At 43.5% G+C, this 25250-nt stretch carries 23 protein-coding genes; 12 read left to right on the top strand and 11 right to left on the bottom strand.

What is annotated here, in order from left to right:
* Positions 1-197: 197 nt before the first annotated feature.
* From asnS to GWR21_RS20590, 3 genes are all read left to right on the top strand, one after another.
* Positions 198-1637 (top strand): asparagine--tRNA ligase, encoded by a 1440-nt coding sequence (asnS, locus tag GWR21_RS20600; protein WP_162333571.1) that lies wholly within the window; start codon positions 198-200, stop codon positions 1635-1637.
* A 409-nt stretch (positions 1638-2046) separates the two neighbouring features.
* Positions 2047-2580, top strand: a complete 534-nt coding sequence (locus GWR21_RS20595; protein ID WP_162333570.1) for an ExbD/TolR family protein — start codon at positions 2047-2049, stop codon at positions 2578-2580.
* A gap of 28 nt (positions 2581-2608) precedes the next feature.
* Positions 2609-3565, top strand: coding sequence for an isopenicillin N synthase family dioxygenase (locus GWR21_RS20590; protein ID WP_162333569.1), 957 nt, complete (start codon positions 2609-2611; stop codon positions 3563-3565).
* Positions 3566-3634: 69 nt separating this feature from the next.
* Here the strand turns inward: GWR21_RS20590 and GWR21_RS20585 are convergent, their stop codons facing one another.
* Complete coding sequence (locus GWR21_RS20585) at positions 3635-4675, bottom strand: alpha/beta hydrolase (protein ID WP_162333568.1); 1041 nt, start codon at positions 4673-4675, stop codon at positions 3635-3637.
* 260 nt (positions 4676-4935) lie between these two features.
* Between GWR21_RS20585 and chrA the strand changes: the two genes are divergently transcribed.
* A complete protein-coding gene (gene chrA, locus GWR21_RS20580; protein ID WP_238429914.1) occupies positions 4936-6090 on the top strand; it encodes a chromate efflux transporter in 1155 nt (384 codons plus the stop codon).
* Here chrA and GWR21_RS20575 read toward each other — a convergent pair.
* From GWR21_RS20575 to ku, 3 genes are read right to left on the bottom strand one after another with little or no spacing between them, the layout of a single operon-like run.
* Positions 6082-6543: a hypothetical protein gene (locus GWR21_RS20575; protein WP_162333566.1), complete on the bottom strand. Its 462-nt coding sequence runs from the start codon at positions 6541-6543 to the stop codon at positions 6082-6084. The genes chrA and GWR21_RS20575 overlap by 9 nt on opposite strands.
* Positions 6544-6596: 53 nt before the next feature.
* Complete coding sequence (gene ligD, locus GWR21_RS20570; protein ID WP_162333565.1) at positions 6597-9164, bottom strand: DNA ligase D; 2568 nt, start codon at positions 9162-9164, stop codon at positions 6597-6599.
* Positions 9161-9949 (bottom strand): non-homologous end joining protein Ku, encoded by a 789-nt coding sequence (ku, locus tag GWR21_RS20565; protein ID WP_162333564.1) that lies wholly within the window; start codon positions 9947-9949, stop codon positions 9161-9163. Before ku ends, ligD begins: the two co-directional genes overlap by 4 nt.
* A gap of 94 nt (positions 9950-10043) precedes the next feature.
* On the opposite strand from ku, the gene GWR21_RS20560 reads away from it, so the two are divergent.
* Positions 10044-10391, top strand: a complete 348-nt coding sequence (locus GWR21_RS20560; protein WP_162333563.1) for a hypothetical protein — start codon at positions 10044-10046, stop codon at positions 10389-10391.
* Between the two features lie 194 nt (positions 10392-10585).
* Here the strand turns inward: GWR21_RS20560 and GWR21_RS20555 are convergent, their stop codons facing one another.
* The 4 genes from GWR21_RS20555 to GWR21_RS20540 all read right to left on the bottom strand — a co-directional run bounded on the left by GWR21_RS20555 (position 10586) and on the right by GWR21_RS20540 (position 13631).
* Positions 10586-11638 (bottom strand): DNA topoisomerase IB, encoded by a 1053-nt coding sequence (locus GWR21_RS20555; protein ID WP_162333562.1) that lies wholly within the window; start codon positions 11636-11638, stop codon positions 10586-10588.
* Positions 11639-11655: 17 nt separating this feature from the next.
* A complete protein-coding gene (locus tag GWR21_RS20550; protein WP_162333561.1) occupies positions 11656-12522 on the bottom strand; it encodes an SDR family oxidoreductase in 867 nt (288 codons plus the stop codon).
* Between the two features lie 77 nt (positions 12523-12599).
* Positions 12600-13259 carry a YciE/YciF ferroxidase family protein gene (locus GWR21_RS20545; RefSeq protein ID WP_162333560.1) on the bottom strand — a complete coding sequence of 220 codons (660 nt, stop codon included), beginning with the start codon at positions 13257-13259 and terminating at the stop codon, positions 12600-12602.
* A 27-nt stretch (positions 13260-13286) separates the two neighbouring features.
* A complete protein-coding gene (locus tag GWR21_RS20540) occupies positions 13287-13631 on the bottom strand; it encodes a hypothetical protein (protein ID WP_162333559.1) in 345 nt (114 codons plus the stop codon).
* 453 nt (positions 13632-14084) lie between these two features.
* Here GWR21_RS20540 and GWR21_RS20535 point away from each other — a divergent pair, with 453 nt between their 5' ends.
* Genes GWR21_RS20535 through GWR21_RS20525 form a run of 3 tightly spaced genes read left to right on the top strand, consistent with a single transcriptional unit; the run spans position 14085 to position 17358 of the window.
* Positions 14085-15473 (top strand): sensor histidine kinase, encoded by a 1389-nt coding sequence (locus GWR21_RS20535; RefSeq protein WP_162333558.1) that lies wholly within the window; start codon positions 14085-14087, stop codon positions 15471-15473.
* Positions 15466-15921, top strand: a complete 456-nt coding sequence (locus tag GWR21_RS20530; protein ID WP_162333557.1) for a response regulator — start codon at positions 15466-15468, stop codon at positions 15919-15921. The genes GWR21_RS20535 and GWR21_RS20530 overlap by 8 nt, the downstream gene beginning before the upstream one ends.
* Before the next feature lie 3 nt (positions 15922-15924).
* Positions 15925-17358 (top strand): hybrid sensor histidine kinase/response regulator, encoded by a 1434-nt coding sequence (locus GWR21_RS20525; protein ID WP_162333556.1) that lies wholly within the window; start codon positions 15925-15927, stop codon positions 17356-17358.
* Positions 17359-17422: 64 nt separating this feature from the next.
* Here GWR21_RS20525 and GWR21_RS20520 read toward each other — a convergent pair whose 3' ends face one another.
* The 3 genes from GWR21_RS20520 to GWR21_RS20510 form a co-directional block, all read right to left on the bottom strand.
* A complete protein-coding gene (locus tag GWR21_RS20520; protein WP_162333555.1) occupies positions 17423-17908 on the bottom strand; it encodes a low affinity iron permease family protein in 486 nt (161 codons plus the stop codon).
* A gap of 115 nt (positions 17909-18023) precedes the next feature.
* Positions 18024-19493, bottom strand: coding sequence for a sigma-54-dependent transcriptional regulator (locus GWR21_RS20515; RefSeq protein WP_162333554.1), 1470 nt, complete (start codon positions 19491-19493; stop codon positions 18024-18026).
* A gap of 59 nt (positions 19494-19552) precedes the next feature.
* The gene (locus GWR21_RS20510) at positions 19553-19984 is read right to left on the bottom strand and encodes a response regulator transcription factor (protein WP_162333553.1); all 432 of its coding nucleotides are present in this window, start codon (positions 19982-19984) and stop codon (positions 19553-19555) included.
* 651 nt (positions 19985-20635) lie between these two features.
* On the opposite strand from GWR21_RS20510, the gene GWR21_RS20505 reads away from it, so the two are divergent.
* From GWR21_RS20505 to GWR21_RS20490, 4 genes are all read left to right on the top strand, one after another.
* Positions 20636-21616 (top strand): helix-turn-helix transcriptional regulator, encoded by a 981-nt coding sequence (locus GWR21_RS20505; RefSeq protein ID WP_162333552.1) that lies wholly within the window; start codon positions 20636-20638, stop codon positions 21614-21616.
* 67 nt (positions 21617-21683) lie between these two features.
* Entirely contained in the window at positions 21684-22391 is a 708-nt protein-coding gene (locus GWR21_RS20500) for a hypothetical protein (protein ID WP_162333551.1), read from the top strand.
* 383 nt (positions 22392-22774) lie between these two features.
* Positions 22775-23041 (top strand): HTH domain-containing protein, encoded by a 267-nt coding sequence (locus tag GWR21_RS31710; protein WP_162333550.1) that lies wholly within the window; start codon positions 22775-22777, stop codon positions 23039-23041.
* Positions 23042-23070: 29 nt separating this feature from the next.
* Entirely contained in the window at positions 23071-25203 is a 2133-nt protein-coding gene (locus tag GWR21_RS20490) for a protein kinase domain-containing protein (protein ID WP_162333549.1), read from the top strand.
* The last annotated feature ends 47 nt before the right edge of the window (positions 25204-25250 follow it).

Below are 25250 nucleotides of genomic sequence, written 5' to 3'. Positions count from 1 at the left end.
CCCCCTGGAAAACCCCGTCCCATAGCCTATCTGTGGTACCGGTCCCGGAATATCCATCAACATTCCTGCCAAACACCCGGTAAGGGCGCCCTGATTATTTTAACATTTTCTTTAGTCCGGCCCGCAGGAAGGATATTAATGCCCTATGCAGAATGATCCATATCTCTTAAATTTGCAATCCTAAAATATATATCTATATGAGCCAAAGAGTAAAAGTCAAGCAGATCCTGCAGGACGAAAAAACCGACTACAATGTAGTAGTAAAGGGTTGGATACGGTCATTCCGTAACAATCAGTTTATAGCTTTGAACGATGGCTCTACCAATAATAATATCCAGATTGTACTGGACCTGGAAACAGTCACTCCCGAACTGGCGAAACGCCTTACCACAGGGGCTGCTATCAGTGTTTCAGGTCAGGTGGTCCCTTCCCTGGGTAAAGGTCAGCGCGTGGAAGTAAAAGCAATCGAACTGGAAATACTGGGTGATTGTGATCCTGAAAAATACCCGCTTCAGCTGAAAAACCGCCCAAGCCTGGAATACCTGCGTGAAATAGCTCACCTGCGTTTCCGTACCAACACCTTCGGCGCTATCTTCCGCTTACGTCACTCCCTGGCATTTGCAGTACACAAGTTCTTTAACGAAAGAGGCTTTGTATACCTGCACACGCCTATCATTACCGCTTCTGACGCAGAAGGCGCTGGTGAAATGTTCCATGTAACAAACTTTGATATTAAAAACCCGCCGCTGACCGAAAGTGGTGAGATAGACTATAAAGAAGATTTCTTCGGGAAAGCGACCAACCTGACCGTATCCGGCCAGCTGGAAGGCGAACTCGGTGCGATGGCCTTTGGTGATATCTATACCTTCGGCCCGACCTTCCGTGCAGAAAATTCTAATACTGCCCGTCACCTGGCTGAATTCTGGATGATCGAACCGGAAATGGCCTTCTACGACCTGGTAGATAACATGAACCTGGCAGAGGCTTTCATTAAATATGTGCTCGGTTATGCACTGGAACATAACAGGGAAGACCTGGAATTCCTCGCACAACGCCTCGTGGAAGAAGAAAAACAAAAACCTCAGCAGGAACGTAGCGAAATGGGCCTGATCGAGAAAATTGAGTTCGTACTGAATAACGAGTTCGTTCGCATCACCTACACGGAAGCAATCGACATCCTGAAAAACAGCAAGCCTAACAAGACCAAGAAATTCTCTTATCTGATCGAAGAATGGGGCGCTGACCTGCAAAGTGAACATGAACGCTACCTGGTAGAAAAACATTTCAAAAAACCAGTGATCCTGACCGACTATCCGAAAGCTATCAAAGCTTTCTATATGAAGCAGAATGAAGATGGTAAAACCGTTAGAGCAATGGATATCCTCTTCCCTGGTATTGGTGAGATCGTAGGTGGCTCTCAGCGTGAGGAAAACTATGATAAGCTGGTTCAGCGTATGGAAGAAATGAACCTGCCGGTAGAAGAAATGAGCTGGTACCTGGATACCCGCCGCTATGGTTCTGCACCGCATGCGGGCTTCGGTCTGGGCTTCGAAAGACTGGTATTGTTTGCCAGCGGCATGGGTAACATCAGAGACGTAATACCTTTCCCGAGAACGCCGAAGAACGCTGAGTTTTAATTCCTGCAATAGTAGTGTTAGCAGCCTGATACCCGGTGAACAGGGATATTAACTGTCTAGTCCCGAAATAACAAAGAGCGGGTGTATCAAAGTCCTTTTGATACACCCGCTTCTTTTTATACCGTCCCAGGCTGCTGAAAAGTACCTGATCAGGGTCTGATCATCTTACTACACATTATTGAAACATATAAAAAGAAAATGATGTAACGATCTTTCTTAAGGGCAATAAGTCCCGTTACCATGGTGTTCAACTTTCCTTCAAAATCAATCACCCTGATAAGACACAGCAAACCAATGATCCATTATTGATTATCAATTTTAAAGTGCTTTATGGATTTTATTACGAGCTGCATCTATATATGTGAAAGCGCTTTCAGTCATTTATTCTTTACCCTGTTAAACCAATTGTATGGCTGAAATGAATACCGGCGGCTCTGAACGTAGCCGTAAAAGAGGCACCCGTTCCAAAAAAGCAAGCACCCGTGTCGATATGACACCCATGGTAGACCTGGGCTTCCTGCTCATTACCTTTTTCATGTTAACGACTACCATGATGAAACACAGGACTACCGACCTGCTGATGCCAGCCAGGGAGGATCATGAACATCCCTCTGTACTGCCTGAAAGTACCTCACTCACAATACTGCTGGGAGCTAATGATAAAGTAAGCTACTATGAAGGCATTGGCAATGATCCTGCACATCCGCCTGTTGTTAAACACTCATCTTATGCCAATAACCAGGGCATACGTGATGTGATCATCGATAAACGTGACCGCGTTATGCAGCAGCACAAAGCAGATGAACTGATGGTACTCATCAAGGCAGACAAAAACGCCAACTATAAGAACATGGTGGATATTATGGATGAGATGCTGATCAACCATGTTCAACGTTATGCAGTGGTAGATATAACACCGGAGGACGAAGCATTCTTAAAATGAGTTACCTTAGTAAGGTAAAACTCATAATATGGCAATAACTCATTCCATTCCAGTTGTGGACCTCGCCGCCTTCACCTCGGGCGACGCCGCCAGCAAGGCTGCATTTGTAGAGCAGCTTGGTAAAGCCTATGAGGAAGTAGGCTTTGTTGCGGTAAAAAACCATGGTATTTCTGACGAACTGATTGCGAAACTGTACAAGTACGTGCAGCTTTTCTTTACACTTCCTCCGGAAACCAAGCGATCTTATGAGATCCCGGAACTGGCAGGCCAGCGCGGCTATACTTCGTTCGGCAGGGAGCATGCCAAAGGATATGAAGCACCAGACCTGAAGGAGTTTTTTCAGTTTGGTCAGACCGTAGAAGATGACGATCCGATTGGCAGTGAATACCCTCCAAACGTAGTCGTGAAAGAGATTCCGGCTTTTACTCCGACATTCTTTGATGCCTATCGTGGCTTTGAAAAATCGGGTAAAGCTTTATTGCAGGCTATTGCGATCTACCTGGGACTGGATGAGCATTACTTTGATCAGTTTATTCATAATGGTAACTCTATTCTGAGAGCCATACATTATCCTCCTATCACAGAAGAACCGGCTTCTGCTATCCGCGCAGAACAGCATGAAGATATCAATCTGATAACCCTGCTGGTAGGCGCTTCTGCAGATGGATTACAGATCCTCGATAAACAAAATAACTGGGTACCGGTGACGTCACTGCCTGAGCAGATTGTGGTAAATGTAGGAGATATGCTGCAAAGACTGACTAATAACCGCCTGAAATCTACCACCCACCGCGTAGTAAACCCACCGCGTGATATGTGGCACACCAGCCGCTATTCCATTCCATTCTTCCTGCATCCCAAATCAGAGATGCCACTGAATGCCCTGGAAAGCTGTGTCACCGACCAACATCCACTGGCTTATGAACCGGTTACTGCCGGCGAATACCTGGATGAACGACTGAGAGAGATCGGTCTTAAAAAATAGCTATAAACGAAAAACGCTCCATAAAGGAGCGTTTTTCGTTTATAGTCAGTATGCTGATACCCGTTATCTTTAATTGACACTACCGGCGGCACTACCCTGTTTCTTGGCCAACGTCTTTTCCTCTTCCAGCACGGCTACTTTTCCACTAAATAGTTGCCCAAAGTAATCCCTCATTTCATTCGTCATCCGGTATTCATTCTGCGGAAAATTCAGAAAATAGCTATGCTGACTACCTACCTGTTCCCTGAAGTTGATATAAGTAGCATTATGCGCCAGCGTTCCTTTTAGCTTCTCTCCCAGCTGGGGAGTCATTGTTATTAAATGCGCACCTTTCAACTGCCAGTCCGCCCTGTTGTAGTGGATATATATCTTATTTGCGAAGCGTATATTTTCTACCCATTCCTCATGTCCACGGGAAGGCACACAGGCGGCGTTGATCACTACATTATCAATAAACGGTTCTTTGTTTAGCTGCTGATAATCCTGTCCCTTCATCATCTCCATCATAATAATATTACCCATACTGTGACAGAAAGTAGAGACCTTTACCTGCTGCATCCAGTCTTCCTGCCCCCGGCGGGCCTGCTGTATCTCGCGCAGCAATTTGTAATAATGGGGGGCTGACAACCGGGCATTTGCCCGTGCAAATCTGAAGTTCCGGGCTGGTTTAAAGGTTGTATTGATACTGGCGTAATCAAACATGATCACGTTCACATTATACTGTGACCGCATGAGTAAAGCACGTTCCACATTGGTGGTGAAGATCTTACCCATCCCCTCGGTATACACGACAATGTCCCGCTTTTCAGGCAGTAAACGCATGGCGGCAGCTAGTGTAGCCGTTTGATAAACATTCCATTTGCCGGCATTTTTCTGCAAAAAGAAGTATTTAAGGCCAAGCGTGTCCACATATTCATCCACAAACCGTAAACTATCCTTGTGGAGATGCCTGTTACTGACGAAAACGAGGCAGGTATCCGTCTGAGCAGGCTGAATACAGTCCGGCTGCAGGCAGAAATTTGCCCAATAAGCGTCACTGTTATAGAATGATAACTGGGCGTGTACATTCAGCGAGATCGTGATGCATAGGAGAATAAGAAATCTCTTCATATAACCGGTTCTATGAGTAAATAATTCATTACCAATAAATTAACAGGCTATTAGATCAGGGTGGGAAATGTTCAATATCCTGCAAAGTATTGATACTGTACAACAAGTATTATGCCTGTACATTCTACTATTAACCGAAGAAAATCAACAGTTTGTCGCTTTATAGTTTGTAATTGTCCGGAAATTATTGAAATTCGGGCAGCCGAACAATTACATCAAACGTGTTCCTTCGTCATATACCTTTCCTCAAAGCTGTCTTCATGCATAGCATCACAGCATACGGGGGGCCTCAGGGCCACCTGGCGATGATGTTGAAGACATTTGTACATCAGCGAAGGGATGTGACTGAACAGGAACTGATGGAATACAATGCTTTCTGTCAGCTGCTACCCGGTGCTTCTTCTTCCCAGACGCTTACACTCATCGGTTACAAGAGAGGCGGTGTCACACTCGCCGTAGCAACACTCCTGATATGGATCGCACCTGCCTGTATACTTATGGGCTCACTCAGCTTCCTGTTACAGTATTTTGACCAGAAAGCCCTCAACACTGATATATTTAAGTACGTACAACCTATGGCTGTCGGTTTCCTGATCTATGGAAGCATGCGGGCATTCCGTATCAGTATACGTAACCTGGCTACGGGGGTGATCATGGTCGTTTCACTGCTGGCCTCCTATTTCCTTAAATCGCCATGGACATTTCCCTGTCTGATCATATTAGGGGGCGTTGTATCAAATTTCAGTGATAAACGTATACCCGACTTCCATGAGAAACCCAAGAAGATCAGGTGGACCAATATATGGCTATTTGCATTACTGTTTATTCTGGCGGGTTTTTTCTCGGAACTGGCGCGTACACATGACTGGATCACCCGCAGGCCGTTCAACCTGTTTGAGAACTTCTATCGTTTTGGGAGCCTTGTATTTGGTGGAGGAGACATTCTGATCGCGATGATGCTGGAACAGTATGTATCCCGCGCGAAGACACAATTCATGAATGCGGAAGAATTGCTGACAGGAGCGGGTATTATGCGGGCATTACCAGGTCCAACGTTTTCTATCACTGCTTATGTAGGTGGTATGGTGATGCGGAGCCTTGGTCCGGGATATCAGTTACTGGGCTGTATACTGGCACCTGTTGCCATTTTCTTACCCAGTCTGCTATTAGTGCTATTCTTCTTCCCGATATGGCATAATCTGAAGAAATACGTAGTTATTTACCGGGCATTGGAGGGAATTAATGCCACGGTAGTAGGGATTATGTGGGCAGCCACGATTATATTGTTCCTGGCCATCCCACATACCTGGTATAATATCGCTATCGCACTGGGTACGCTCTCCATCCTTTTCCTGTCGCGTATACCATCCCCGTTTATAGTCCTCGCCTGCCTTATATTAGGCTGGCTAATGTGATCTTTGCTCCGGTCTCGTCGTCTTCTGGTTCTTTTTGAACACCATGGCTGACAATGCGGAAGCCAGCAATCCTAATACAATATTTGTAAACAATACATTACCCGCCAGGTATATCCAGAAATTGAAATTATCATTGCCGATCTGAGAGGTTGCAATAAAATGCATCATAATCGTGAATAACGAGATGATGATCGTGGCCCATAATGTTGTTCTGAATCCCATAGCAAATAAAGCCAGCGAGGAGGTTTTCTCATGATGCTGACTATTATAGTGGATAACAGAGAACAATACACCGAGAAACATCAGCAGATTACCGAAATATCCCGTCCAAAGGTTACCCGCCATATTCGTAAAGTAGAAGATAATAGTGAACACTACAGCAATTACCGATATGATGATGCCGTATACGGGAGCCAGATTAACATGATGATTGCGATGATTAACTGTTTGCATAACGGTTCATTTTCAGGGTCTAAAAATTACTACCGTGTCGTGTAAAACAATTATTATTCCACATCCGCCTGTGCCAGATCTTCTATCTTACTGATCGCTTTACGCAGATCATTCTTTGTTTTATCGATATCCTTCCACAGGTCACCGATCTCCTTCAACCTGTCAGCCATATTATATATCGTAAAATTGCTGATCGCAAGATCGTCTGTAAGCTCATCCCATTGTAGCGGGGCCGATACCGTTGCTCCTGGTTTAGGCCTTACAGAATAAGGAGAGGCCACAGTTTGTCCACGACTATTCTGCATATAATCGATATACACTTTCTTGTTACGCTTCGACTTTGTGCGGATCACACTGGTTGTTTGGGGCAATTCCTGCTGTACCTGTTTGGCTACATACTCGGCAAATAACCGGCAGGTTTCATAATTATACTTCCCTCCTGTCGGCACATAAATATGTATACCAGAAGCCCCTGATGTCTTACAGAATGCAGTCACCCCGAGTTGATCCAGCAGGGACTTGATAGCCAATGCCGTCTCCACTACATATTTAAAGGCGATATTCTCAGGGTCAAGGTCCAGTACGATATAATCCGGATTATCCAGCTTCTTCACACGGGATAACCATGGATTCATTTCAATACAACCAAGATTAGCCATATACACCAGTGTCGCAGCATTATTACACACCAGGTAATCTACATCACGGGAGGCAGAAGCAGCATGTAACGATACCGTTTTCAGCCAGTCAGGAGCAGATGCGGTATCCATATCTTTCTGATAAAATCCGGCATCTTTAATGCCATTCGGGAAGCGGTGCAGGCTCAGAGGGCGATCTTTCAGATACGGCAATACGTAGTCTGCCATTGTGATATAGTAATCCACCAACTCCCCTTTTGTTATCTTTTCATCCGGCCAGTACAGCTTATTCTGGTTGGTCAGTGGAACCTTCTTACCATTCAATGCCACAGTGCTTTCATCCTCACGACCAGCTTTAGCCGGGGCCGTTGTAGCAGCTTTCTTTGTTGCCATCTTAGCTGATTTAGGAGTTTCCTTCTGTACTTCAGTGGCTGGTTTATCTTTCCTGAGCCCCAGGAATACCGGCTGACGCAGATGTTTGTCGCTTGTCCAGGAAGAGAATTTCACCTGACATACCAACGTCGGCTTTACCCAGGTCACAGGCGTATTCGTTCTCACCTTTTCATCAAAGGGAGATGATTTTTGGATGAGTGGCTGCATCTTCTCATACAGTTCATTGATCAGCGTTCCGTCTAAACCACCACCACAATTACCCACATACCTGAGGTTTTTCTTATCGTCATACACACCCAGCACGAGGGAGCCTATCTTTTTCCTGCTTCCTTTTGGCTCGGTATATCCGCAGATAATAGCCTCCTGTTCACCAATGATCTTTATTTTCAGCCAGGAAAGTGTACGTTTCCCTTCCGCATATAAACTCTCTGCTTCCTTCGCTATAATGCCTTCCCAGCCTTTCTGCTTTGCTTCATTATACAGCTTGTCACTGGTATCCAGTACATGGTCTGAATAGACCACAGTTTTGCTTTTGAGCTGTTTAATCACCTCTTTCAGCAGTTCCTTTCGCTGGATCAATGGCATGGCTGTCAGGTCCTGTCCGTCCAGCTCCAACATATCAAACACTACATAGACCAGGTTACCTGAGGCGTCATTCTTATAGTTTTGCAATGCCTGAAAATCCGATGTACCATCCTTTTTCAGAATGACTATTTCCCCATCCAACACAGCATTATGCTTCAGTTTTTCCAATGCTGTCACAACCGGTGCATAATCTTTATTGAAAGAAAGATGGTTCCTGGAATACAGTTCTACCTTGCCCTTGCTCACGTCTGCAATAGCCCTGTATCCGTCCCATTTTGTTTCAAACAACCAGCCATCCCTGTTGAAAGGGGCATCTACCAGGGTTGCCATCATGGGTGTGAACAGTTCGCGCTTCGTCTTAGCCCTGGTGGCTGTCTTTGCTTTCTCTTTTGCTGGCGCCGCCTTTTTCTTAGTACCTGTCTTCATCTTCTCCTTTTCTTTCACACCTCTGTCTTTGATGCGCTGCGGGGTATAATTCTCACTATCGTAAGTACCTTTTACCGCGTAATCGTCTTTGTGTTTCAGCAGCAGCCAGGCATTATCATCTGAGTTTTTCATTCTGACTAGGGCGAACTCCCCCTTTACCTTCCGGCCTTTCAGGCGAATTTTCAGGTTACCTTCCCTGATCTCTTTACCGGCTTCCTTGTCGAAGCTGGCACCATCACCATGCAAAAGTTCATAGCTTCCCTTATCCCAGACATAGACAAAACCAGCTCCATAGTTCCCTTCTGGAATGACACCTTCGAAGTCTTTGTAATCGTATGGATGATCTTCCACCTGCATGGCCAGTCTTTTATCTGAAGGATTCATGGAAGGCCCTTTCGGCACTGCCCAGCTTTTCAGTACGCCATCTACTTCCAGACGGAAGTCATAATGCAGGCGTGAAGCATGATGCCGTTGTATAACGAAGATATGCTCCTTGCCACCACTCTTTCTTTTCCCGCCTTTGGGCTCCGCAGTTTCCTTGAAATTGCGTTTCTGGTCGTATGTTCTCAGGCTACTCATGATGCACGTTTTTTACTACTACTACCTCCTGGGTTAAGACTAGCTTTTAACTGACTGAACAGGTCGCTGCTCTTGGTATGAACAACCTTCATTTTCTTGACAGTGCGGCGCTTACCACTGGCTTTCGCTTTTATGATCTTCATCAGGTCTTCATGGTAGGTATCCTTATACTGGCTGATATCAAAATCGGTTGTATAGCTGTCGACCAGCTGGATCGCCATGTCAAGTTCTTTCTTACTGATCTTTGTGTTGGCGGGGAAAGACAGTTCTTCCGGAGAACGGATCTCCTGGGCAAATCTTAGTTGTTGCAACATCAGGTAGTCTTCCCGCGGACGTATAATGGCCAGGTGTTCACTCGTTCTGAGTACAAAACGCCCCAGACCGGCCTTACCCGTTTTCTGTAACGTTTTCAGTAAGAGATCGTATGCCTTCACACCAGCCTTATCCGGTTCAATAAAGTAAGGTGTCTCAAAATAGATATCATCAATCTCAGTCAGTTCTACGAATGACTCGATAGTGATGATCTTACTTTTCTCGGGACTGGCTTCCTGAAAGTCTTCATCCTCAAGGATGATGTATTCGTCATTGTACAGATAACCCTTTACAATCTGCTCCCATGCTACTTCCTTACCGGTGTCTTCATTAACCCTTTTGAATTTGATATGGGCGTGATCTTTTCTATCCAGCATGTCCAGATCCAGTCTGCTATCCTGCACGGCGCTGTACAATTTGATGGGTATATTAACTAACCCGAAACCGATTGTTCCTGACCAAACAGCTCTCATAAAAAATTAGTTTAGAAGTGATACTGAGTGAAAACCAAACTATATGCCATGGCACGTCTTTTGGATTTTAGTTATGTAACAAAAACCTTTGTTTATGGAAAAGCCAGGCGAAATGACCACCCTTAGCCGGGTGATGCAAAAACTGCATGAGAAAGGCCTAGACCACGAATTGAAGATGAGTGATCACGGGCGCATGCAGAATACAGAGAAACAAAAGATCTACAATCCTGAAGAATTGAAGATCATTAAAACCTACCGGTTTGAAGGGGAATCTGATCCGGGCGATATGTCTGTATTGTATCTAATTGAGGACAAAGAGGGAGAAATTGGTTATGTACTGGATGCCTATGGTGCTTACAGCACGCACGAGGAATCCGGTTTTGATGAGTTTATCCAGAAAATACCGGTAGAAGACAGAGAAGATCAGCTGATCTTCGCGTAAATCATTTTGATTACGAATGCTCGTGCGGCGGAGACATTTATCACTATCCGATCACAGTCGCTGCAAATCGTAATTACTACTTATTGACGTACAGCTAAAATGTATTAAGCCGGGTGCAATCTATTATCATGATGGATTGCACCCGGCTTTTTATACAGAAGATATAGCGGCTGTTGACCTGTTCCAGGTCAACGCTATCCCTTTTTATGTTCTTTCATGAATTTCAGTAGCACCTTCTCATCATTATGCAGCCCCTCTTCAGAATTTTTTGTTCTGCCCGCTCTTAGTTCCTCCAGATATGGTTCCAGTTCACATTGCTCATATGCATCAAGTATCCTGGGGTGAATGTAATATTTCTTACATACAGCTCTTGTATTGCCCAGCTTACCAGCGACACTGTCAATGATCTGGACCAGGTTCTGCTTACATTGATGTGCGGAAGTGAATGGGGTCAGATCAGCCAGCAGATTTAATGCATTGACGGTACCCGACCAGGTACGAAAATCTTTACAGGTAAAGTCGTCTCCAGTCCATAATTTAAGATATTCATTGATATCCCCGGAATCGAGGCTTTTGTGTTCTTCCTCTTCGTAATATTGAAATAGTTCCTGCCCGGGGATCTCTCTTACTTTCTGTAGTAATCTGGCTAACTGGGCGTGTTTAAGCGTGATCTTATGTAATACACCCTTCTTTCCCTTAAACTTAAAAAAGGCGGTATTTCCGTCTATTTTCACATGTTGTGAATGGAGGGTTGTGAGGCCATAGGAGCCATATAATTTCTCATAAGAGACATTGCCGACCCTTATAAGCGTTTCCTGCATGACGCTGAGCGCGATGGCCGTAACTTTCTCTTTATCAAGGCTTTTCTTTCTCAATGCGGCCTTAATCTGCTCACGTAGTTGCGGTAGTTTCTCCCCAAAATGTAGCAGGCGGTCGTATTTGGTTTCATTCCGGACTTTAGCCCAGGTGGAATGATAGCGGTATTGCCTTCTGCCTGCGGCATCAATACCTGTTGCCTGTAAATGTCCATTAGCGTATGGAGAGATCCAGACTTGTTCCCAGGCAGGAGGCAATACTAATCCGCGTATACGTTTTAATACCTCATCGTCTTTAATGATATCTCCATGCTGATCACGGTACTGAAAGCCGTCTTTTACTCTTTCCCGGCTATACCCTTTGGTACCAGACTTCACATAACGTAGTTTGACAGCTTTGGCAGTAGCCATTGCTTCAGCAAGCAAATCCATAGTAGTTGATTTTTACACTAACCATTAACAATCTCTCCGCCATTCGGGTGCAGGACCTGACCTGTCATATAGCTGGCGTCATCACTGGCCAGGAAAACATAGCTGGCAGCTACTTCTACCGGTTCTCCGGCGCGCTTCAGCGGTACGTCAGAACCAAATGTCTTCACATGCTCGGCATCAAAGGTGGCCGGTATTAATGGCGTCCAGATGGGACCGGGTGCCACTGCATTTACACGGATCTTTTTCTCAGCCAGTGCGGATGAAAGCGAGCGGGTAAAACTGACGATCGCACCTTTTGTGCTGGAGTAGTCGATCAGGTGACTACTGCCCCGGTAAGCGGTAACAGAGGTGGTATTAATGATCGCAGCACCTTCTTTTAAATGGGGCAATGCAGCTTTGGTTATATAGAAATGTGAAAATATGTTTGTAGCGAAGGTCTTTTGCAATTGTTCAGCCGTAATGTCCTCCAGGTTCTTTTGCGGATATTGCACAGCCGCATTGTTCACGACAATATCCAGGCGGCCGAAAGTGGCTACAGCTTTGGCGACTATATCAGCACAATGTTTTTCTTCACTGATATCTCCTGGTATAAGTATCGCTTTGCGCCCGTACTCTTCTACATGTCGCTGTGTGAGCATGGCATCGTCATGTTCATCGAGGTAAGCGATGACCACATTGGCGCCTTCCCTCGCGAAAGCGACGGCCACCGCGCGTCCTATACCACTATCGCCACCGGTGATCAGGGCCACTTTATCCATTAGTTTGCCAACAGGCCCCTCCTGCTTTTGAAACACCGGCTTAGGTTCCATATCTGCTTCTATTCCAGGTTGGCGTGGTTGTTCCTGTTCCGGCCGTAAGGGCTTTTTCTCTTCTGACTTTTGCATATCGTATGGATTTAAGAAAGGCCTCTCACGTGTATAACATGCAGAGGCCTTAGGGTTCTCATTTGTATCATTTTATCTTACTCAGCTGCGGCCTCTTCATTTACTGAAGATTCAGCAAGTTGTGTAAGCAGAACGTCTGTTTCTTTTTCTTCGTTCAGCGTTTGTTCCAGTAACTGTACGGCCTCGTCGTGCCCCATTCTTCCTGCCAGGGTACGCAGGCTACCGTAAGATGCGATCTCATAGTGCTCGATCTTCTGACAACAGATGATCAGGCCTGCATCACGTACAGCACTGTCCTCCTCTGTATCTTCGATCACTTCCTGTCCTTCGGCGATCAGGCCTTCCATTGCGGGACATTTCTTAGCTTTTGCTGTTTGTCCAATAGACTCAAACACCTGTTCTACCCTGCCTACCTGTCCGCGGGTTTGTTCCAGGTGAGTAGCAATTGCGTCCTTCAGTTCTTCTGAAGTAGCTGCCTTTTGCATTTTACCAAGCGCTTTCACGAGATTCTTTTCTGCCCAGTAAATGTCTTTCAGCTGATCAACAAACAGTTCGTGAAATTTAGAGTTTGGCATATCCTCATTTTGGCTTTTGCTGTTTCTGGAGCGGGAAGAGGAGGAGGATGATGATTTAGGAGCAGTACGTGATCCGGCGGAAGATTTGCTACCTGATGCACTTCTTCCGGCAGTTCTTGACTGACTGGATGTCTTTGATTTGGTTTGAGTTCTTGTTGCCATATTATTTGGAGTTTAATAGTGATAAATTTATTCTTCCGGTATTACCTTCGCATCTTCTTCATCGTAGGAGTGACCGGTTTCCATGATCGTGCTATCGGGGAACAGCTCCGGAGATCTTTCCTGCACATCTTCTCTATCCTGTTCTGCTATAAGCACTGCTCTTTCATTTTCAGCTTTTGGATCAGGAGGCGAGCGTTTGATATCGTGATCAGGTATCTCGTTTGGCACCGGAGGAGGTGGACCCGGAGGAGGAGGCGGAGGCGTTACTTCCGGATTATTGGGCCTTGGCGGTTCTTCCTGCGGGATGGGTTGCTTTTCAGGCACTCCGCCCGGGTTAGGACTACCCGCTGTTACCGTATGATAGTATTGCATAAGATTAATTTTTGGGTGAACGATTGCATCTATAAGTGTGCTGTTATTCTGCTAGTATTCAACGTGTACTGTTGAATACAAAAGACAAAGTTCATTCCATTGACAGACAACAGTAGTTTACAGGTCATTCCGGCATCCGTATATTTCACATCAAACTCTTTACAGCAAAGGATTACAACCATTAAACACTTACCCTTACGCATATATGAAACATACAAGCAGCCACGACCGGAGTGCCTGTAGAATATGCATTTCACAATGTGGAAATTGATGGATAGTATTTTAAGCAACTGGAAGTGGGGAATGAATACATAGCACAATATTTGTATACATATGGCCAGCCACTATTACTACACGTAATTGGCAGCCTGTGAAAAGCAGCAGTTGTCCGAACTACTGATTATCATGTAATTAACGTAAATTAGGAAGCTACCACCATCAACGGGAAAAAAAATGCATATACCTGTACAGAAGAAGATCAGATTAGGATTCTTTGTCGCATTCACTGTGATCATTGTCGCATCGATATGTTCTTTTCTTGTAACAAAAACGTTACTGGACAATGCCCGGTGGATGAATCACACCATCGAGATCTCCAAAAGCCTGGAGGTAATTACCAAGCAACTAAAAGATGCTGAATCGTCTTTAAGGGGATACAGGCTGACAAGAGACAGTACTTTCCTTCGACCCGACATGCGGGAACGGAGTATCAAGATCGAGGAAGAATACATGTTATTACGCCGTATCACAGCAGATAACAGGCAACAACAGCTACATCTGGACACCCTGAAAAAGCTATTGGGGAAGAAGTATCAGCAATTGATGGCTGGGGAGACTCAGTTATCAACACATCAGTCAGATACTGCTTCTGTACGGGAGGCAGAAAAGTGGATGGACAAAATAGACAACAAAGTGCAGGATATGCTGCGTATTGAAAATGCGAAACTGCATCAGAAATCGCGGCTACAGGACTTTTTCTCTGCTATATGGATCCCGGTGATTTTCATTTCTTCACTGATGGCCATATTAATAGGCATCTATTCTTATGTGACGCTCACGCGGGAATTCAGATTACAGCTGCATATAGAATCGCGGTTAAAGTCTTATCAACATGACCTCCAGCAGAATATCAAGCTATTGAACAAATCCAACGAGGAACTGGAGCAATTCGCCTATGTAGCGTCTCATGACCTGCAGGAGCCATTACGCAAGATATCTACATTCAGCGACCGGCTACAGACCAAATACGGAGAGCAGCTTCCACCGGAAGCATCTGATCTGATAATGCGTATGGTGGGCGCCGTTGGCAGAATGCGGGTGCTCATTAACGACCTGTTACTCTTTTCACGGGCCGGCCGGATTACACCTGAGAACATCGTAAAGGTAGATATGAAGGATATGGTTCAGGAAGTGATTGGCGACCTGGAGGTAAGTTTACAGGAAAAGAAAGCCGTGGTCAATATTTCAGCGCTGCCTGCAATTGAAGGAAATCTCACCTCTTTTCATCAGTTATTTCAGAATATCATTGCCAATGCTATTAAATTTGCGCATCCTGACCGGCAGTTGGTCATCAATATAAGGTCAGAACAGGAAAGTAACCAGTGCCGTATTTATATAGAAGATAATGGTATAGGTTTTGACCCCGCATATGCCGAGCGCATCTTTTTATTATTTCAAAGGTTACACGGCATGAGCGAATATTCCGGCACTGGTATCGGGCTGGCTATCTGTAAAAAAATAGTGGACAGTCATCATGGACATATAACCGCGTTAGGATCACCCGGCAAGGGGGCTACCTTTATTATAGCATTACCACTAACACAAACCCTCTACAATGAATAAAATTAAAACTGCCGGAAAAATTAGCATCCTTATTGCTGATGATGATGCTGATGACAGAGAGCTGATCCAGGCAGCTTTTGATGAAAACAGTACACAGCACCACATCAGTTTTGTGGAGAATGGCGAAGAGCTGCTGCATTACCTCAAACGTGAGGGGCACTATGCGGATGAAACGCTACACCCATTTCCACAGATAATATTGCTGGACCTGAATATGCCTAAGAAAGACGGAAGGGAGGCATTACGCGAACTAAAGGCACATAACGTTTTAAAAAGTATCCCTGTTATCATTTTAACAACTTCCATGGAAGAAAAAGACATTATTAAGAGTTATGAGCTGGGAGTGAACAGCTTTATCATAAAACCGGTCACCTATTCGGGCCTCGTGGAATTCACCCGCGTGTTAGGACAATATTGGTTCGAAATAGCAGAACTGCCAAATGTTTAGAGAATGACAGATCAACCCGTACACATATTAATGATAGATGACGACGAGGACGATTTTTACCTCGTCAGCCAGTTGTTACAGGACATATCGCCAGGGCAATACCAGCTGGACTGGGCGCCCACCTACTCCAAGGCAGTAGAGGAAATAGACAGGAAGGTACATGATATTTACCTGGCCGATTACCGGCTGGGACCTTATACAGGTATTGACATCCTGCATCATTTCCAGCAGCTGGACTACAAGGCGCCGGTTATCATGCTAACCGGTAAAGGAGACTACTCCATTGATAAGGAGGCCATGCAGGCTGGTGCTTCCGACTACCTTGTAAAGGGAGAAATAAGCGCCGACCTGCTGGAAAGGTCTATTCGCTATGCGTTGGATGAGGCGCGTCACCTACGTATCATTGAGGAGAATGAAAAGAAATACTTTGGTGTATTTGAAAAAGCGCATGACCTTATCATCCTGGCTGACTGTAATAAAAATGTTATCGATGCAAATCCTTCTGCAATCAGAACATTACAGTATAGCAAGGAAGAGATGCTGGAGTTAAATCTGAAACAGTTATTCTTTCAGGAAGAACAATCCAAACATTTCTTCGACCATATTTGCGGAGAGGACTCCAGTTTGCGAACAGAGTATAACTTTGTCACCAAGCATGGTAAGAAGCTGGATGTGATGGTGAGTGCAGTTATGCTGGACGAAACCGAGCAGATATTTCTTTGTGTAGTACAGGATATTACGGAAAGAAAACGTGAGGAGCTGGAAAAACAGCAACAGCAGAAATTTGTTGTGACGGGCCGTATCGCCCGTGTAATTGCACATGAGGTAAGGAATCCGCTGACGAATATCCTGCTGGCAGTAAGCCAGTTCAAGGGCGAGCCTGTTAGCGTGGAAGAAAGTCAGGTCTATGTGGATATTATCGAGCGTAACTGTACCCGTATCAACCAGCTGATCACAGAGCTACTGCATTCAACGAGAATGATAGAGCTTAATATCCGTCCTCATGGCATTAACGAACTGACAGACAAAGCGCTGGCACTGGCACAGGACCGCTTACAGCTGAATGAGATTAATGTCAAAAAAGATTATCTGAGACAGGATGTTATGATTCCTGCGGATGAGGACAAGGTGATCATTGCCTTGCTGAATATTATCATCAATGCAGTGGAAGCGATGACGCCGGGTAAAGGTTTGCTGACATTGCAAACAACCAGACAGCGTGACAAGGCCATTATCACCATTGGAGATAATGGTCCTGGTATACCAGAAGAGACAAGGAGCCGCTTATTTGACCCTTTCTTTACTAATAAGCCAAAAGGAACCGGTCTGGGATTGACAAGCACACAGAATATTATTATGAATCATAAAGGGACGGTGCATGTGGAGAGTGAGATGGGCGAAGGAAGTTTATTCACTATAGTGTTACCGACTAACTAATGATCTGAGCAGATTATCCTCTGTTAATTTTCTTTTGCGGAGATTAACAGAGGATAATTATTTCTTATAATTCTTTCATTTTTTCCTCTGTATTTTCAATCGCCTCCTCTACAGAGTGTGATTCTTTCATATCCATTCTCTTCTTAGTTTCTTCTACTAGTCTGCAATAATATTGATGCAGCGTATCGAGTTCCTGTTCTGTCAGATCTTCCACTACAATAAGCCTGTTACTGGCCATTTTATTAGCAGCGATCAGTTCATTCAACTTGAGTTGTACAGATTTGGAGTCTTTATTCTGAGACTTCTGGATCACAAATACCATCAGGAAAGTGACAATAGTCGTTCCGGTGTTGATGACCAGTTGCCAGGTATCTGAATAATGGAAAATGGGACCGGTGATCGCCCATATGATAATTGCCCCCATAGCGATAAAGAATGCCCAGGGAGAACCGGTAGCCTGTGCTACCTTACTGGCGAAACGCTCGAAAAAGTTCACGCTTTTCTTTCCATTGTTTGATGATCTCTGTTGCTGATTAGTTGGGGAAGTCATAACGCACGGTTTTATATTTCTTAAAAGTGCAAATAACATACCGTGTCAAAATGCAAAAGGCCTGTTAGAAAACAGGCCCCAGATTGAATATTAAACAAACATTATATTGATATCGCTAATAATTGATATTGAGTAACCTTAGTTTGTTGTATAAGGTTTTACGATCGATGTTAAGAAGCTGTGCTGCTTTCGTCTTATTGTACTTCACCTCTTTGAGTACATTAATAATTTTGTTGTACTCGGCCTGCAGCGCTACTGTTTTCAGATCGTTTTCGTTAGTGATAGAGATCAGTTCACCGGACATATTGACCTGATGATCTTCCTCATATGGTTGTTGTGCAAAGGATTCCTTCATCTCCAGTGGCAATGTGGACAAGGTAATGTCATCATGCTCCGGCGTAAGCAAACATGCACGACGTATAACGTTTTTGAGTTCACGGATATTGCCCGGCCAGTTATACCGGCTGAAACATTCCCACACCTCATTGGTGATCTTACCACAGTTCTTCTGTAATTCTTTTTCTACCTGACGCATGAATGCATCAACGAAGAGCGGCAGATCTTCTACTCTCTCGCGCAATGGCGGGATGTAGATGGTAAATTCGTTGAACCTGTGGAAGAGATCTTCACGGAAGCGCCCTTTGGAAACAGATTCGGAGAGTTTCTCATTGGATGCGACAATGATACGCACATCAATGGGTATTTCTTTCAGGCTACCCACTCTGCGGATCACCTTTTCCTGGATCACGCGCAGCAGGGCGACCTGGATATCATATGAAAGGTTTGCCACCTCGTCCAGGAACAGCGTACCACCGTGCGCCTGTTCGAAAGCACCAATCTTAGTATTAATAGCACCAGTGAACGCGCCCTTCTCATGTCCAAAAAGCTCGCTGGCTGCAAGTTCTTTCGAGAGGCTACCACAGTCCAGCGCTACAAATGGCTGGTTATGGCGTTTACTGTGGTGATGTATCAGATGGGCAACAGATTCTTTACCAGTACCTGTTTCACCAAAGATGATCACACTATAATCAGTTGGAGCCACCAGTTTTATCTGGCGGAACAACTCCTTCGCACCATTACTTTCACCATATACATATTTATGGCTTTTCTCCATCATCTCACCATCTGCGCCATTATCACCAGCAGATTGCACTGAGCCGTTACCGGCAGGTGCGGCACTGACAGTGCGCATTGGCATAGATGATTCACGTTCGCGTTCAGCATCCATGTGCGCGAAGGCTTTATGCACGAGGTTCAATATTTCATCTGGATAAAGCGGTTTTGAAAGGTAATCATACGCGCCATTCTTCACCATATCTACAGCGACCCTGACATCTGTGTATCCGGTGATGATGATCACGATCGTACGGGGGTTGATCAGCAGGATATCCTGCAGCAACTGCGCACCATCGGTATCTTTTAACCGGTAATCACATAACACCAGGTCGAAAGTTTTTTCCTTCATCATCTTTAAAGCAGTTGCACCACTCATGGTGGTATCTACTTTAAAGCCATGTTTACCTAAAAACTTGCTTAGTAACGTACAAATATTGATCTCATCGTCAATTATCAGAATATTTCTCATAATATTTATATGTGGTGTTGGACAACAGCGTTTTTAAATTTACTAATTAATCACCTATCTTATTTCTGGCTTAACATATTACTCATTAGCTCATCCAGGTTAGTCACGTTGAACGGCTTTGCCATAAAATAACTGGCGCCAGCGTTCAGGGCTTTTTGCTTTTCCATTCCATTATCATATGCGCTGATCGTGATCACGGGCAATGCAGGGCACTTTTTCTTTATGGCAGGCAAGGCTTCCAGGCCTGAACCATCAGGGAGATGTATGTCGAGGAAAAGCAGATCAGGTTGTTGTTGCTGTAAATACTGCATTCCTTCAGTCAGTGCGTGCACGTATTTTACCTTATAGCCGTGTTTTACCAGGCTTAATTGTAACAATTTACAGATATCAGGTTCATCATCAATGATCAGAATAAACGATCCTTTTTTCCCCTCAGTAGTCATTATTTTATCGGACGGGTGGTCCACATCCGTTTTTATATGCTGTACCATGCTTTCACTTATTCCATTAAAAATTGATTATCAAATGCTTGTAGATGTATTCATACAAAAAACCTATTCGCTTGCACAAAATCCACCCTATCCTATCAAAATGCCTACGCACTAACCATTCAAATATCAATCCATTACCAACCCCATGATTTCCACAGGGTTTATATTGCGTTGCACCACAAAGTTGTAGAAATATTTCCACACATTTTGTAGACGCTCCACTAAATGCGCTAATTAGATAGGATAAACAGGCATGTCCACAGGTGGTATGGTAATTGAACTTTTACAACTGAGTTTAAAATTTTCATTCATAGCTGTTGTTTAGTTATTGTCCCGGGAGCACTGTCCCCGGGACAATTTTTTTTCATTAACATCTCATTCACAGATTTCAATTTCCTAGCAGCTACTTTTGAGCCATCCAATAATGTTTAATCCACATCTGTGCACCCCGCAGGTGTTAAATATTTTAACAGGTTGTTTTCTTGTTTTAAGTAAAGAGCCAGGTTGTTTAGCCTGGCTCCTTTTTATTAATAATTTCTTAACCCACTTTTTTTTGTACTCCCCTCCGTTGTGCCGAATATTACTATCAGCTTAAACCCATTCTTTCGACCTGAATCTACGCCAACAGCCCTCAAAGCAAATTCAACCCATATGAACGTGACTATAGAATATGGTATAGTCGGCATTCCCGAACACCATATTAAAGTGACACATCAGCTTCCACCCCAATATGCAGCCTACCGCTGTGACTTTGCCGATCCTGTATTAGTGACATCCCCCGCAGTGGATATTATATATCATACCGCTATGGCGAATGGATGCAGTATGAGTAATAACGTATTTATCGTCAAAGAACCGGTACAGTTGTTACCGAAGGTGAGAGAGGCGCTGAGTGCGGTATGCTGTATGGTGCAGGGGAGTATTAATATCATGCACTATGATAACATAGTCACTTTACTGCAAGGACAATACAGCTGCTTTCAGGTAACAGGCCCGCAACAGGCCTCTGTGTTTACGCCCGGGATATATGAGGTGCAACATTATTCATTTAGCCGGGAAATACTTATGCATTACAGACTAAACTCCCCATTTGTGTCCAAATGGCTCTCGAAAATAGATGGAGAGATACCCTACCTCCTCACTCCTACGGCTGGGATTGTTTGGGATAAGCTCCATCACCTCAATCATGAACTGAAATACAGCGTTGTTAATTCAGGTTTGAGACGCTCATGGTTGGCGGCTAAACTGCAGGAACTACTTATCCTGATTCTTGAACACCAGGATAGCAAGATACTCTCAACTGATACCAATCTGACATTCAATACGATAAAGACCTTTATCCGAAACAATATTGATAAAGATCTTACTATATCCCAACTGGCCTCTACCTATTATATAAGTGAATCGAAATTAAGGCACAGTTTCACGAAATATTGCGGCATGTCATTCTCTGAATACCAATTAAAGGTACGCATGGAACGCGCCCGCAATCTATGTCTGAATGAAACTATAAGCATCGCTCACATCGCTTATACCGTCGGTTATAAGAATCCATCTGCACTCACTAAAATATACAAAAGCTATTACGGAGAACCTCCCAGCGAGACGCGGCGAAACGGTGGCAGCGAATAACGATACGGATAAGTAAGTCTGCCTTTCAGGATAATTTGTGCTGAGATGGTTTTTGTAACTTCTCCCTATGAATTATTTAACCTTACTTACATTGTTCCCGAAAAAGATCAATGTTACCTTTGTTGACGCCACTTCCAATCAGGTACTTTCTAAGCGCAAAATTCTGAAAGAAGACCTACCAGAGGTATTTGATAAACCAACGGTGCTGACCTTAGACAATGAGGCCTGGCAGGTACTCGATGCTCACCCCGTTTCCGGTGATGACTTTCATTATTCGAAGAAGCTAACATTAAAAGTGCAACGGAAAGAAGAGTTCGATAAATTAAATCAGCGTTCGTTGGTACCAACTATCTCAGGCATCTCCACTACGATCAACGGCTTCGCCCCAACACAATGGATGCAGTTGCAGTTTCTACCCGTTGATATGATGCCAGCGCTCGAGCACGATCTTTCGGCGATTACAGCTATTTTAGAGTCAGGAAACAACCTGATAGGATATCCGTCAGTATATGAACGGAATCGCTCGTTAAACAGCCTCGCCATATCATTGAAAGCGTTCCTGGAATTGATCAATGTCAAGGATGTAGAAAACAGCGGAGATTATTTCATTGCTGAATCAAATGGATATAGTTATTATGGAATAGTTGAAAACGGAGTTATTTCGTCATTAGCTCTCCGCAGGTTCGAATATGTTGATGATGAATTTTCACTACTAACAGAAAGATTTCAGCTGATGTTAGTCGATTGGTGTAATGGTAGTGTTATTGGCCTATAATTGAAACAGGAGCGCGGGGAAAAACGCGCAGGATAAGTAAATATGCCGCTGGGGATAATTTGTAAGATTGAATTTAACCTAACTTTAATATAGAGACAGCTTAGAAGATCAGCCTATAGGAGAAACCTTAGCCCTGTTGATTGTTGTTCAACCCGATTTCAATACCTTTTTTGCGTTCTATTAGATATCCCGCATCATAGGAATGTCACTTAAGCCATTTCTATAAGTTTGCTTTTAAAAAACCTGATAGCCATCCAGCTACAGGCCATTCATTCGACATCTCTCTACAACATCTCTGTCAATATAGATAGAGATGAAAAATTACCACTCATTAAACGCCAACATGCGCAAGACATCATTAACCTTTATAATTATTAATAGAAATGACTACAGACATTTTTGATAGAATTAGACGAATAGATCTGTTAATTCGAATGAAGGGCACCGGAACAGCTGCAGAACTTGCGGAACGACTCGGAATATCAAGGGCTCAGGTATATGAATATATCAATCTTATGAAAGGATTAGGTGCGCCAATTAAATACTGTAAATATCGTCAAAGCTACTTCTATAACGAAGAAGGAAAGTTCTACACATGCTTTATTCATAAAGACGCCGCTGTGTTGGAAATCCCTCAGCTACATGATTAACTCATTTATTTGATTCTAATTCAATTACAATGGAAATAAGCCAGAAAACAGAAAGAGATATTGATGATGACAAATTACAAGTAGCCAAAGTAGAAAAAAAAGGTGGCAAACGCATTGGTTATTATTATATAATAATAAAAAGCTTTAAGGAGAGTCAAAAAAACGATGTAATCAAATGTCTTTTTATTAAAGGACTGACAAATTTTGGATTCTGTGTAATAAAAGAAGGATCTAAAGGTGACTCTAAAGATAAGGAAGGGCGAGACATAAGAGACCGGCTCATGTGGCAAAAACATATACATTCCCAGTTAGCGCATCAAATAAAAATGCCAAAACTAATTGACAGTTTTGAGGAAAACGGTAATTATTACCTCGTAATTGAGCATATAAATGGCGAGCCGCTCTCTACCAACCTAAAAAGAAATTTCCGTGAAATACAATCAGCCTTCAGGTATGGTGGTAAAGCCGGTATAAAGCAACTGAACTACCTCGTACAGATTGCCAACATACTAAAGGATATCCACTCAAAGGAATATATACATAGAGATGTTACACCTGCCAACTTCATGATTACTCCACAGGGAAAAGTATTTGTTATTGATATGGAACTAAGCTACAGTCTCAAAGGTGAGCTTAGCACACCATTTCAACTTGGCACATATGGATATATGTCACCTCAGCAAAGAACAATGCTCCCTCCCGTAAAGGAAGATGATATATTCTCACTAGGGGCAATTATGTTTCAGGCAATTACAGGCATTCATCCACTGAAAATTGTTGATTCTGACGACAACAGATTAGGCGAAAAAATACGCTTTTTTATTACAAACCCCGGATTATCAACATTACTCAGCCGATGTCTAAGTCCCGATATGATGGAACGGCCTTCGATCGATGATATTAAAGGAGTATTAGCTGATTGCAGGCAAGAAGTACTGAAAAAAAGACCGCTACTTCAGACAGGCACAAGATATACAGTAAACAAGGAGCTATTAACTGAGACAGTTCAATCCTGTATTTACACATTGTCAACAAAGCTGTTAGCAGACGAAGATAAAGGCTGGTTCTCCGAAGATATTTATATAAAAGAAAAGAACTCCACGAACCGAATCAACAAAGCATGGTATTCAAGTTTCTATTTAGGATCTTCTGGCGTAGTATATACCTTGAGCAAAGCTAAATCAATAGGTTTTAATATTGATTGCAATGACACATATCTTACATATGCCCTTGACTTAATAAAACAAAAATATATTCAGCGATTAGATAGTGTTAGCCCAAGCCTTTACTATGGTGCCTCTGGAATTGCGACTGTGTTAAAATCGTCGACTAACCTATTTAACAGCGCTACAGATGACATACAAGATTGGATAACCAGGTTGCTTAGTGTTAAAAACACTGATAAAAATCTGGCATATGGAGTTTCTGGCCAGGGCCTGGCATGGCTATCGTGCAAGTCTATTGTCCATCCTGACCTATTAAAAGAATCAACAAAGATATATACGGACAATCTTATTGGATGTCAAAACGACGATGGTTCATGGATAAACGACACATCACGAAGGAGAAAAAGAAGCTTTAGTCTATCCAGTGGCATTTCTGGAATCATAGTCTACCTTCTGGAGCATTTTTCCAAATTTCCCGATAAACAAACGCTGGTATCGATAGAAAAAGCACTCAACTGGCTGATGAAAAAATCAATCTACAAGGGTCAGCGTATTTGTTGGAATAATGACAAAAACGGTTTCCTGAACTATGGACTACTCGAAGGGGTTGCCGGGATTGCATATACGTTTCTACAAGCCTACAAAATTTTGGGAAATCCAGCTTACAAAAAATTTGCTGAAAAATGTCTTTTATCAAATGATGCTGAAATGATTGACAACAACCTAAGTCAGGCAACCGGACTTAGCGGTCTTGGAGAAGTATATTTAGAAGCATTTAACATTCTAAAAGATCAACAGTGGCTAAAAAGAGCCGAATGGATTGCCGCCAGTACACTACACCTCCATAAAAAACATCCGGCATACGGAATATATTGGCTTACTGAAATTGAAAAGCAACCAGTTCCAAATTTCGGTAAAGGGAATTGTGGAATTATACACTTTCTGATACGCTATTGCAACACAGACATGGGCTTTCCGCTAATATCCACGCATTAATTACAACTTGTAAACTATAAAAATGTACGGCTATTGATATCCTGAAA

Origin of the sequence: Chitinophaga agri, assembly GCF_010093065.1 — a bacterium.
Lineage (GTDB): Bacteria > Bacteroidota > Bacteroidia > Chitinophagales > Chitinophagaceae > Chitinophaga > Chitinophaga agri.
Note: the sequence above shows the minus strand (reverse complement) of the source record. Positions and strands in the feature narration are given on the sequence as shown.

What these genes read in the sequence shown, in the direction of transcription:
- GWR21_RS20585 (WP_162333568.1), bottom strand. Translation starts at nt 4,675, where the DNA reads ATGAAGAGATTTCTTATTCTCCTATGCATCACGATCTCGCTGAATGTA.
- GWR21_RS20500 (WP_162333551.1), top strand. Translation starts at nt 21,684, where the DNA reads ATGAATTATTTAACCTTACTTACATTGTTCCCGAAAAAGATCAATGTT.
- GWR21_RS20515 (WP_162333554.1), bottom strand. Translation starts at nt 19,493, where the DNA reads ATGAGAAATATTCTGATAATTGACGATGAGATCAATATTTGTACGTTA.
- GWR21_RS20555 (WP_162333562.1), bottom strand. Translation starts at nt 11,638, where the DNA reads ATGGATTTGCTTGCTGAAGCAATGGCTACTGCCAAAGCTGTCAAACTA.
- GWR21_RS20540 (WP_162333559.1), bottom strand. Translation starts at nt 13,631, where the DNA reads ATGCAATACTATCATACGGTAACAGCGGGTAGTCCTAACCCGGGCGGA.
- GWR21_RS20505 (WP_162333552.1), top strand. Translation starts at nt 20,636, where the DNA reads ATGAACGTGACTATAGAATATGGTATAGTCGGCATTCCCGAACACCAT.
- GWR21_RS20545 (WP_162333560.1), bottom strand. Translation starts at nt 13,259, where the DNA reads ATGGCAACAAGAACTCAAACCAAATCAAAGACATCCAGTCAGTCAAGA.
- chrA (WP_238429914.1), top strand. Translation starts at nt 4,936, where the DNA reads ATGCATAGCATCACAGCATACGGGGGGCCTCAGGGCCACCTGGCGATG.
- GWR21_RS20520 (WP_162333555.1), bottom strand. Translation starts at nt 17,908, where the DNA reads ATGACTTCCCCAACTAATCAGCAACAGAGATCATCAAACAATGGAAAG.
- GWR21_RS31710 (WP_162333550.1), top strand. Translation starts at nt 22,775, where the DNA reads ATGACTACAGACATTTTTGATAGAATTAGACGAATAGATCTGTTAATT.
- GWR21_RS20575 (WP_162333566.1), bottom strand. Translation starts at nt 6,543, where the DNA reads ATGCAAACAGTTAATCATCGCAATCATCATGTTAATCTGGCTCCCGTA.
- GWR21_RS20550 (WP_162333561.1), bottom strand. Translation starts at nt 12,522, where the DNA reads ATGCAAAAGTCAGAAGAGAAAAAGCCCTTACGGCCGGAACAGGAACAA.
- GWR21_RS20530 (WP_162333557.1), top strand. Translation starts at nt 15,466, where the DNA reads ATGAATAAAATTAAAACTGCCGGAAAAATTAGCATCCTTATTGCTGAT.
- asnS (WP_162333571.1), top strand. Translation starts at nt 198, where the DNA reads ATGAGCCAAAGAGTAAAAGTCAAGCAGATCCTGCAGGACGAAAAAACC.
- ligD (WP_162333565.1), bottom strand. Translation starts at nt 9,164, where the DNA reads ATGAGTAGCCTGAGAACATACGACCAGAAACGCAATTTCAAGGAAACT.
- GWR21_RS20590 (WP_162333569.1), top strand. Translation starts at nt 2,609, where the DNA reads ATGGCAATAACTCATTCCATTCCAGTTGTGGACCTCGCCGCCTTCACC.
- GWR21_RS20510 (WP_162333553.1), bottom strand. Translation starts at nt 19,984, where the DNA reads ATGGTACAGCATATAAAAACGGATGTGGACCACCCGTCCGATAAAATA.
- GWR21_RS20535 (WP_162333558.1), top strand. Translation starts at nt 14,085, where the DNA reads ATGCATATACCTGTACAGAAGAAGATCAGATTAGGATTCTTTGTCGCA.
- GWR21_RS20560 (WP_162333563.1), top strand. Translation starts at nt 10,044, where the DNA reads ATGGAAAAGCCAGGCGAAATGACCACCCTTAGCCGGGTGATGCAAAAA.
- GWR21_RS20525 (WP_162333556.1), top strand. Translation starts at nt 15,925, where the DNA reads ATGACAGATCAACCCGTACACATATTAATGATAGATGACGACGAGGAC.
- GWR21_RS20595 (WP_162333570.1), top strand. Translation starts at nt 2,047, where the DNA reads ATGGCTGAAATGAATACCGGCGGCTCTGAACGTAGCCGTAAAAGAGGC.
- GWR21_RS20490 (WP_162333549.1), top strand. Translation starts at nt 23,071, where the DNA reads ATGGAAATAAGCCAGAAAACAGAAAGAGATATTGATGATGACAAATTA.
- ku (WP_162333564.1), bottom strand. Translation starts at nt 9,949, where the DNA reads ATGAGAGCTGTTTGGTCAGGAACAATCGGTTTCGGGTTAGTTAATATA.